This window comes from Solirhodobacter sp. (assembly GCF_964715405.1).
Genome location: NZ_CBAICG010000076.1, coordinates 1 through 7715, shown reverse-complemented (window position 1 = coordinate 7715; position 7715 = coordinate 1). Strand labels below are relative to the sequence as shown.

Sequence of the window (7715 nt, the reverse complement as noted above, 5' to 3'; positions counted from 1 at the left end):
GACGTGCTCGCGCCCTACAACCCGGTGCAGGGCGGCGACCTGCGCACCGAACGGCTGATCGCGCCATCCTGGGAACATATCATGGGCACCGACGACCTCGCCCGCGACATCTTCAGCCGGATCGTCTACGGCAGCCGCCTGACGCTGCTGGTGGTGACGCTGGTCGCGGTGATCGCGACGCCGGTCGGGCTGCTGATCGGCACCAGTTCGGGCTATTTCGGCGGCTGGATCGACGTCATCCTGATGCGGATCACCGACATCTTCCTCGCCTTCCCGCGCCTCGTGCTGGCACTGGCCTTCGTCGCAGCCCTGGGGCCGGGGATCGAGAATGCGATCATCGCCATCGCCATCACCTCCTGGCCGCCCTATGCCCGCCTCGCGCGGGCCGAGACGCTGACCATCCGCAACGCCGACCACATCGCCGCGATCAAGCTGCAGGGTGCCAGCGCGACCCGCATCATCTGGGGCCATGTCGTGCCGCTCTGCCTGTCGTCGGTCATCGTGCGGGTGACGCTCGACATGGCGGGGATCATCCTGACGGCGGCGGGCCTGGGCTTTCTCGGCCTTGGCGCGCAGCCGCCGCAGCCGGAATGGGGCGCCATGATCGCCTCGGGCCGCCAGTTCATCATCGACGACTGGTGGGTCGCCACGATGCCCGGCATCGCGATCTTCACCGTCTCGCTGGGCTTCAACTTCCTCGGCGACGGCTTGCGCGACGTGCTCGACCCGAAGGCGCGAAAATGACCCTTTCCCGTTCATCTTGGCCAAAATATCCCCGCCGGAGGCTCCTGCGGCTGCGGCAGGACGCCTCCGGCGGGGGAGTATTTGGGCCAGGAAGATGCAGCCGATCGGAGCCGCCGACATGAGCGCGCTGCTGGAAGTCGAAGACCTGCGCGTGACCTTTCCAACCCGGCAGGGGCCGTCCGAGGTGGTGCGCGGCGTCAGCTTCACGCTGGGGCGCGAGCGGCTGGGGATCGTCGGTGAAAGCGGGTCGGGCAAAAGCCAGACCGGCCGCGCGATCCTGGGCCTGACGCCGCCGCCGGGCAAGGCGACGGCGCGGCGGCTGTCGTTCGACGGCATCGACCTGCGCGGCGCGAGCGTGCGCCAGTGGCGCGCGCTGCGCGGCATCCGGATGTCGATGGTGATGCAGGATCCGAAGTTTTCGCTCAACCCGGTGATGACGATCGGGCGCCAGTTGATGGAAGCCGCGACCCGCACCGCGAAGGACCGCGCCGAGGCGCGCGACCGCGCGATGGCAATGCTGGAGGCGGTGCAGATCCGCGACCCCGAACGGGTGTTCCGCGCCTATCCGCACGAGCTGTCGGGCGGCATGGGCCAGCGCGCGATGATCGCCATGATGCTGATCACCGAGCCCGACCTGCTGATCGCCGACGAGCCGACCTCGGCGCTCGATGTCACCGTGCAGATCGAGATCCTGCGCATCCTCGACCGGCTGGTGACGGATCGCGGCATGGGGCTGATCTTCATCAGCCACGACCTGCGGCTGGTCAGCAGTTTCTGCGACCGGGTGCTGGTGATGTATGCCGGCCGCGTGGTGGAAGAGGTCAAGGCGTCCGAACTGGCGCAGGCGAAACATCCCTATACGCAGGGTCTTTACGGCTGTCTGCCGCGGATCGAGGGCGACCGGCGGCCGCTGCCGACGCTGCAACGCGATGCGGATTGGGCGCTCTGATGGGGTTGATCGACGTTCAGGATCTGGCGGTGACCTTCGGCCACGGGCTGGAACGGGTGCGCGCGGTGCGCGGGGTTTCGTTCACGGTTGCCAGGGGCGAAAGCTATGGCATCGTCGGGGAAAGCGGCTCGGGCAAGTCCACCGTGCTGCGCGCGCTGGTGGGGCTGGCGCCGGTCACCGGGGGCACGCTGATGCTGGATGGCATCCCGCTGACGCGGCACCGCACGGCGGCGTTCTATCGCCGGGTGCAGATGGTGTTTCAGGATCCCTACGCCAGCCTGCACCCGCGCCATACGGTGGACCGGGTGCTGTCGGAACCGCTGGCCATCCACGGTTTCGACGACCGCGAGCGGCGCATCGGGCGCGCGCTCGAGGATGTCGGGCTGGGCGCCAGCTTCCGCTTTCGCTACCCGCACCAGCTTTCCGGCGGCCAGCGCCAGCGCGTCGCCATCGCGCGCGCGCTGATCCTGGAACCCGAGGTGCTGCTGCTGGACGAGCCGACCTCGGCGCTGGACGCCTCGATCCAGGCCGAGGTGCTGAACCTGCTCGACGGCATCCGGGCCGAGCACGGGCTGACCTATGTGCTGGTCAGCCACGATCTGGCCGTGGTCGCGCATATGTGCGAGCGGCTGATGGTGATGCAGCATGGACTGGCGGTGGAAGAACTGACACGCGACAGTCTGCGCGCCCGCAAGGCGACGAAGGACTATACCCGCGCGCTTCTGACGGCGTCGGAAGGCTATCGCGCGGCGGAGGAGGGCACGACATGATCCCGGTTTTCGACGGCCACAACGACATCCTGCTGCGCCTGCTGCGCGCGCCCGAGAAGCGCGCGGCGATCTGGCTGACCGGCGAGGGCCGCGGCCACCTCGATCTGCCGCGGATGAAGCAGGGCGGCTTTGCGGGCGGCTTCTTCGCGATCTACATCCCCTCGCCGATGGCCCATGACGCGCCCGATTTCGAGGCGATGATGGACAATCCGCCCTACACGGTGCCGCTGCCCGCGCTGATCGGCCATGAGGCGGCGCAGCCCGTGGCGCTGGCGATGGCCGCGCATCTGTTGTGGATGGAGCGCGCCTCCGAGGGGCGGTTCAAGGTCTGCCGCACGGTGGCCGAGATTCGCGCCTGTCTGGCGAGCGGCGTGATCGCCGGGATCATGCACATGGAGGGCGCCGAGGCGATCGACCCCGGTCTTGACGCGCTTTACGCCTTTCACGCGATGGGCCTGCGCTCGATCGGGCCGGTGTGGAGCCGTCCGACGGTGTTCGGCCACGGCGTGCCCTTCGCCTTTCCGTCCAGCCCCGACACCGGGCCGGGGCTGACCGAGGCGGGGCTGGACCTGATCCGCGCCTGCAACGAGTTGAAGATCATGGTGGACCTGAGCCACCTGAACGAGAAGGGCTTCAACGATGTCGCCCGGATCAGTGACGCGCCGCTGGTGGCCACGCATTCCAACGCGCATGACGTGACGCCCTCGTCGCGCAACCTGACCGACCGCCAACTGGCGATGATCCGCGAGACCAACGGCATGGTCGGGCTGAACTTCGCCACCGTGTTCCTGCGCCCCGATGGCCGCAAATCCCCCGACATGGGCTGGGAGCCGGTGCTGCGCCACCTTGACCACCTGCTGGCGAACCTCGGCGAGGATCGCGTCGGGCTGGGCTCGGATTTCGACGGCGCGACGCTGCCGCAGGGGATCGGCGACGTCACCGGCCTGCCCGCGCTGCAAGCCGCGATGCGGACGCATGGCTATGGCGAGGCGCTGATCGCCAAGATCAGCCACGAGAACTGGCTGGCGCTGCTCGATCGCACCTGGGGGGCGTGACGCTCAGGGCGCCGACAGGCAGGCATCCAGCAGGTCGGCGAATCCCGCCGCGTCCAGCGTGTCGAACCGCAGCGCCAGATCGGCCAGCCGCGCAGCGCGCGGGGCGCCGATCACCGGGTCGGCGAAGGCATGGAACTTGGTCAGGATCTCGGCATCCGACAGGGGCGCATCCGGGCCGCCGCGCGGAGTGCGCGGCGTGTCGGTCAACGCGCGCCCGTCGGTGGTGACCAGCGTCACCTGCGCCCAGCGTTTGCCGACACTGATCCGCGTCATCTCGGCGTCGTCGATCAGGGTAGTGGCGCGGCTGACGCGCAGGATGTCGGGGTCGTTCAGCGTCTCGGGGCGCAGTTCGTCGACGCCCAGCCGCCCGCGCACGATCATCACGGCAACCGGAAAGGCGATGGCGTAGGAGAATTCGTCCAGCGTTTGCGGCGCATACCCGGCGAGGCGGGTCGCGTTGTGGAAGGTGCGGATGCGCACTTCCGCGATGTCGTGGTGGGTCAGGCCATGCTCGGCCATCAATGCGGCGACCGCATCGATGGAGGGATGCGCCCAACGGCAGCAGGGATAGGGTTTGTAATCCGTGTGCTCGACCGTGCGCCAGCCGGTGCCGAGGTCGGCCCAGAACGGCGCGGCCTCGGCCCCCTCGCAGGTCAGCGCCGGGGCACCGGTAAAGCCCGCCTGCGCCAGATAGGCGGCGGTGACGCCCGAGGGCGCGCCCCAGCCCACACCGTCGCGCAGCATGGTGGGATGGTCGATGCAGCGCATCATCTGGCTGCGCGGCCCGTGGTATTCGCCGATCCCGGCGGCGTGGCGGATCGTTGCCGCGTCGCAGCCCAGCATCCGCGCCACGGCGGCGGCGACCCCGACCGCCGTCCAGGCGCCCGAGGTGTGATAGTCGGCGCAGGTCGCATGCTGAACGAGGCCCGCGCGATAGCTGACCTCATACGCAACGGCAAGGTGGGCGGCGAATTCGCCCCCCGTCATCCCCGGCAAGGCGTCGGCAACCGCCAGCAGCGCCGGGAATACCGCCGAGCCCGCATGGCCCTTGACCCAGCTGTTGGTGTCATGCGCGTCCACCGCATCGACGGTGAAGGCCCCGGCCATCGCCGCGCCCGCGGGCGAGGTCTTGCGCCCGTCCACCAGCATCCGCGACGCCCCGGCCGTGCCCACGCCGAACACCGCCAGCGCGCCGCGCCGGGCAATTGCCGACATCCCGGTGGTGGCGCCGATCGCGGCCACGCCCATCGTATCAAGAAAACTCCGGCGCAGCGTCGCCAGCACCGGCTCGGGCAGATCGCTGATGCGCAGGTCGGCACTGAAGTTGGCCATGTCGGGGGCTTTGCGCGTGTCGAGTGCCATCGGGCGATCCTTTCGCAACGGCGAACCTGGTCGAAGTCACCCCAACGTGCAGCGCCAAGCGACCCCTTGTCTGGGCCGATTGCGACCTGATGCGGGGTCGATTCCGCTTTCGCGCGCGCGTTTGGCCAGACTAGGATGGGTGCGACAGCGGCGGAGGCTTGGCGTGGAACAACGGATCGACCTTCCCGGCCTCGTTGCGCAGGTGCTGGCGCTGCCCGCCGGGGCGCGGCACCTGATCGCCCTCGCCGGGGCGCCGGGCTCGGGCAAGAGCCATGTCGCCGAGGCGCTGGTGGACCGGGTGAACGCTGCCGCGCCGGGCCGCGCCGCCGTGCTGCCGATGGATGGCTATCATTACGACGACGCGGTGCTGACGGCGCTGGGCCGCCATGCCCGCAAGGGCGCGCCGGACACCTTCGACGTGGGCGGGCTGGCGGCGATGCTGGTGCGGCTGCGCGCCAATGCCGAGGAGACCATCGCGGTGCCGGTCTTCGACCGCTCGATCGAGATCGCGCGGGCGGGGGCGCGGCTGATCCCGCAGTCGGTCGAGCTGATCGTGGCCGAGGGGAACTATCTGCTGCTGGCCTCGCCGCCCTGGGACCGGCTGGCGCGGCTCTTTGATCTGACGGTGCGGCTGGACGTGCCCGAGGACGTGTTGCGGCAGCGGCTGACCGCGCGCTGGCAGGGCTATGGGCTGAGCGAAGCCCAGATCGCGGTGAAGCTGGAGGCGAATGATCTGCCGAACGGGCGGCGGGTGCGCGCGGACAGCAGGCCCGCCGATCTGGTACTGGCGAACTGAACCGTTGGAACAGCGGATAGTGCTTTATCGGCGCTGGGGATTCGGGCAAGACGTCCTTCAGCGATTTCAGGCAAGGACAGTCAGATGATCCATCCCGTTCTGCTGTGCGGCGGGTCCGGCACCCGGCTTTGGCCGCTGTCGCGCAAGAGCTACCCCAAGCAGTTTGCGGCGCTGACCGGGGCGGAGAGCCTGTTTCAAGCCTCGGCCAGGCGGCTCGCCGGGGCGGGGTTTGCCAAGCCAACGGTGATCACCAGCGCCGATTTCCGCTTCATCGTGACGGAACAACTGGCGGCGGCGGGCATCGACCCCGGCGCCGTGCTGATCGAGCCGGAGGCGCGCAACACCGCCCCCGCCGTGCTGGCGGCGGTGCTGCATGTGGCGGGGCTTGACCCCGCGGCGCTGATCCTGGTCGCGCCCTCGGACCATGTCATCCCGGATCCGGCGGCGTTCCGGGCGGCGGTGGCGGCGGCCGAGCCTGCCGCGCGGGCCGGGCAGATCGTCACCTTCGGCATCCGCCCCGATCGGCCCGAGACCGGCTATGGCTACCTTGAGCTTGGCGCCGAGCCCGATGGCTCGGGTGCCGCCGTCCCGTTGCGCCGGTTCGTCGAGAAGCCCGACGCCGCCCGCGCCGCCGAGATGCTAGCGGCGGGCCGCTATCTGTGGAACGCGGGCATCTTCCTGTTCACCGTCGCCACCATCCGCGCGGCCTTCGCGGCCCATGCCGCCGACCTGATGGCGCCGGTCGAGACCGCTTTGGCCCAGGCGAAACCCGACCTCGGGTTTCTGCGCCTTGCCGCGACGCCTTGGGCGACGCTGCCCGACATCTCGATCGACTACGCGGTGATGGAGCGGGCGGCGAACCTGTCGGTGGTGCCGTTCGAGGGCGCCTGGTCCGACCTTGGCGGCTGGGATGCGGTCTGGCGCGAGGCCGGGCCGGATGCGGCCGGCATCGTGCTGTCGGGCCCGGCGACGGCGATCGACTGCGAGAACACGCTGCTGCGATCCGAATCGCCGACGCTGGAGATCGTCGGGATCGGACTGGACAACATCATCGCCATCGCCATGCCGGATGCGGTGCTGGTCGCCGACATGAGCCGGGCGCAGGACGTCAAGAAGGCGGTCGCCGCGCTGAAGGACAAGCGCGCCAAGCAGGCCGAGACCTTTCCGCGCGATCACCGGCCCTGGGGCTGGTTCGACAGTCTGGTCATCGGCCAGCGCTTTCAGGTCAAGCGCATCGTGGTGAAGCCGGGCGCGGCGCTGTCGCTGCAAAGCCACGTCCACCGCTCGGAACACTGGATCGTGGTCGAGGGCACTGCGCTGGTGACGATCAACGACACCAAGCAACTGGTGGGCGAAAACCAGTCGGTCTACATCCCGCTGGGCGCCGTGCACCGGATGGAAAACCCCGGCAAGGTGCCGATGGTGCTGATCGAGGTGCAGACCGGCGCCTATCTCGGCGAGGATGACATCATCCGCTACGAAGACGCCTACAAGCGCGAATGACCATGACCGATGCCCCCCTGATCGCCGCGATCCGCTGCCCCGAAGGGGTGTCGGTGGATGCCGTGCTGGCGCGGGCGGCGGCGCGGCTGCGGGCCGAGGGGGTGCGGCTGGCGGGGCATGTGCAGGGCATCCGGCCGGGCCGCAGCGGCGAGGTGACGGTGGTCGAGGATCTGGTCACCGGCGCGGCGCGGCCGATCACGCAGGAGCTTGGGCCGGGGGCCGCCGGATGCTCGCTTGATCCGGCGGCGCTGGCGGATGTGGCGGCGGGCCTGTTGGCGCAGCTTGACGGCAAGGTCGACCTGCTGGTGGTCAACCGCTTTGGCAAGGCCGAGGCCGAGGGGCGCGGGTTGCGCGCCGCGATCGAGCGGGCGGTGCTGAATGGCGTGCCGGTGCTGACGGTGCTGCGCGCGGGCCACGCCGCGGCCTGGGATCAGTTCACCGGCGGCGAGGCCGTGCTGCTGGAACCCGAGGACGAGGCGATCCTGATCTGGGCGCGCCTGGCGATCCGTGCGGCACGGGCAGCGGTCTGACCGCCG

Annotated in this window: 8 protein-coding genes; 7 read left to right on the top strand and 1 reads right to left on the bottom strand. The window is 69.9% G+C overall.

Features of this window, described 5'->3' with window-relative positions; genetic code table 11:
- The 4 genes from AC11WY_RS18815 to AC11WY_RS18800 form a co-directional block, all read left to right on the top strand.
- Positions 1-744 (top strand): ABC transporter permease (locus tag AC11WY_RS18815; protein ID WP_482928328.1); only part of this gene is annotated, 744 nt, incomplete at its 5' end.
- Positions 745-862: 118 nt separating this feature from the next.
- On the top strand, positions 863-1693 hold the full coding sequence (locus AC11WY_RS18810; protein WP_482928330.1) for an ABC transporter ATP-binding protein: 831 nt from the start codon (positions 863-865) through the stop codon (positions 1691-1693).
- Entirely contained in the window at positions 1693-2463 is a 771-nt protein-coding gene (locus tag AC11WY_RS18805) for an ABC transporter ATP-binding protein (RefSeq protein ID WP_482928326.1), read from the top strand. Before AC11WY_RS18810 ends, AC11WY_RS18805 begins: the two co-directional genes overlap by 1 nt.
- Positions 2460-3518 carry a dipeptidase gene (locus AC11WY_RS18800; RefSeq protein ID WP_482928324.1) on the top strand — a complete coding sequence of 353 codons (1059 nt, stop codon included), beginning with the start codon at positions 2460-2462 and terminating at the stop codon, positions 3516-3518. Before AC11WY_RS18805 ends, AC11WY_RS18800 begins: the two co-directional genes overlap by 4 nt.
- Positions 3519-3521: 3 nt before the next feature.
- Here the strand turns inward: AC11WY_RS18800 and AC11WY_RS18795 are convergent, their stop codons facing one another.
- Positions 3522-4880, bottom strand: a complete 1359-nt coding sequence (locus AC11WY_RS18795; RefSeq protein WP_482928322.1) for an MmgE/PrpD family protein — start codon at positions 4878-4880, stop codon at positions 3522-3524.
- 163 nt (positions 4881-5043) lie between these two features.
- Between AC11WY_RS18795 and AC11WY_RS18790 the strand changes: the two genes are divergently transcribed.
- The 3 genes from AC11WY_RS18790 (at position 5044) to AC11WY_RS18780 (ending at position 7709) form a co-directional block, all read left to right on the top strand.
- On the top strand, positions 5044-5676 hold the full coding sequence (locus AC11WY_RS18790; RefSeq protein WP_482928320.1) for a nucleoside/nucleotide kinase family protein: 633 nt from the start codon (positions 5044-5046) through the stop codon (positions 5674-5676).
- Positions 5677-5760: 84 nt separating this feature from the next.
- A complete protein-coding gene (locus AC11WY_RS18785) occupies positions 5761-7179 on the top strand; it encodes a mannose-1-phosphate guanylyltransferase/mannose-6-phosphate isomerase (protein ID WP_482928318.1) in 1419 nt (472 codons plus the stop codon).
- Between the two features lie 2 nt (positions 7180-7181).
- Positions 7182-7709, top strand: coding sequence for a DUF2478 domain-containing protein (locus AC11WY_RS18780; protein ID WP_482928316.1), 528 nt, complete (start codon positions 7182-7184; stop codon positions 7707-7709).
- Positions 7710-7715: the final 6 nt, after the last annotated feature.